Genomic DNA, 1060 nt, shown 5'->3' on the forward strand with positions numbered 1-1060 from the left:
CTAAACTCTAGCTTTTGCATTACTTGTTGTTTCGTTTTATAACGAAGTTATAAAACGAGTATTGTTGACGTTTTGTTTGTTCAGTTTTCAAAGAGCAATTTATTTTAATTGGAGCGGGTGATGGGAATCGAACCCACGACATCAGCTTGGAAGGCTGAGGTTTTACCATTAAACTACACCCGCATATTTATTTTGAAGATGGTCGGGAAGACAGGATTCGAACCTGCGACCCCTTGGTCCCAAACCAAGTGCTCTACCAAGCTGAGCTACTTCCCGTACATATGGCGCGCCCGAAAGGAGTCGAACCCATAACCTTCTGATCCGTAGTCAGACGCTCTATCCAATTGAGCTACGGGCGCATTTTTTTAAAAGCAACTTCTCTACTATACATGACTCTTTTTCGGTTGTCAATACTTTTTTTAGATGCGGCCGAGAGGACTTGAACCTCCACAGGGTTTCCCCCACTAGGCCCTCAACCTAGCGCGTCTGCCATTCCGCCACGACCGCACTATAAAGAGTTTATCTTGTTGCATAATATTAACTGTGCTGTTTTAAATAACGATGCGGGTGAAGGGAGTCGAACCCCCACGCCTTGCGGCGCTAGATCCTAAGTCTAGTGCGTCTGCCAATTCCGCCACACCCGCAAATATATTTATATAAATGGTGAGCCATGGAGGATTCGAACCTCCGACCCTCTGATTAAAAGTCAGATGCTCTACCGACTGAGCTAATGGCTCTTATTGGCTGGGCTAGCTGGATTCGAACCAACGAGTGACGGAGTCAAAGTCCGTTGCCTTACCGCTTGGCTATAGCCCAATATAATGGCGGTCCCGACGGGAATCGAACCCGCGATCTCCTGCGTGACAGGCAGGCATGTTAACCGCTACACCACGGGACCCTCATAACATTTTCCAAATCAATATAATACAAATAAACATATGACCCGTACGGGATTCGAACCCGTGTTACCGCCGTGAAAGGGCGGTGTCTTAACCGCTTGACCAACGGGCCATGTTTTACTATTAGTTGCAAAGCAACTTCTGGCGGAGAAGGAGGGATT

9 tRNA genes are annotated in these 1060 nt (G+C 47.1%); all 9 read right to left on the reverse strand.

Annotated elements, in window-relative coordinates:
* Nucleotides 1–109: 109 nt before the first annotated feature.
* Nucleotides 110–183 (reverse strand) — tRNA-Gly (locus CWS01_RS19530).
* A 16-nt stretch (nucleotides 184–199) separates the two neighbouring features.
* Nucleotides 200–276, reverse strand: a tRNA-Pro gene (locus CWS01_RS19535).
* A 6-nt stretch (nucleotides 277–282) separates the two neighbouring features.
* Nucleotides 283–359 (reverse strand) — tRNA-Arg (locus CWS01_RS19540).
* Between the two features lie 65 nt (nucleotides 360–424).
* A tRNA-Leu gene (locus tag CWS01_RS19545) sits at nucleotides 425–507 on the reverse strand.
* A gap of 55 nt (nucleotides 508–562) precedes the next feature.
* A tRNA-Leu gene (locus tag CWS01_RS19550) sits at nucleotides 563–644 on the reverse strand.
* 17 nt (nucleotides 645–661) lie between these two features.
* A tRNA-Lys gene (locus CWS01_RS19555) sits at nucleotides 662–737 on the reverse strand.
* 4 nt (nucleotides 738–741) lie between these two features.
* Nucleotides 742–816: transfer RNA gene (locus tag CWS01_RS19560), tRNA-Gln, on the reverse strand.
* Nucleotides 817–822: 6 nt separating this feature from the next.
* A tRNA-Asp gene (locus CWS01_RS19565) sits at nucleotides 823–898 on the reverse strand.
* A 41-nt stretch (nucleotides 899–939) separates the two neighbouring features.
* A tRNA-Glu gene (locus CWS01_RS19570) sits at nucleotides 940–1011 on the reverse strand.
* Nucleotides 1012–1060: the final 49 nt, after the last annotated feature.

The sequence above is a fragment of the Niallia nealsonii genome, from assembly GCF_002835805.1.
Taxonomy (GTDB): Bacteria; Bacillota; Bacilli; order Bacillales; family Cytobacillaceae; genus Niallia; species Niallia nealsonii.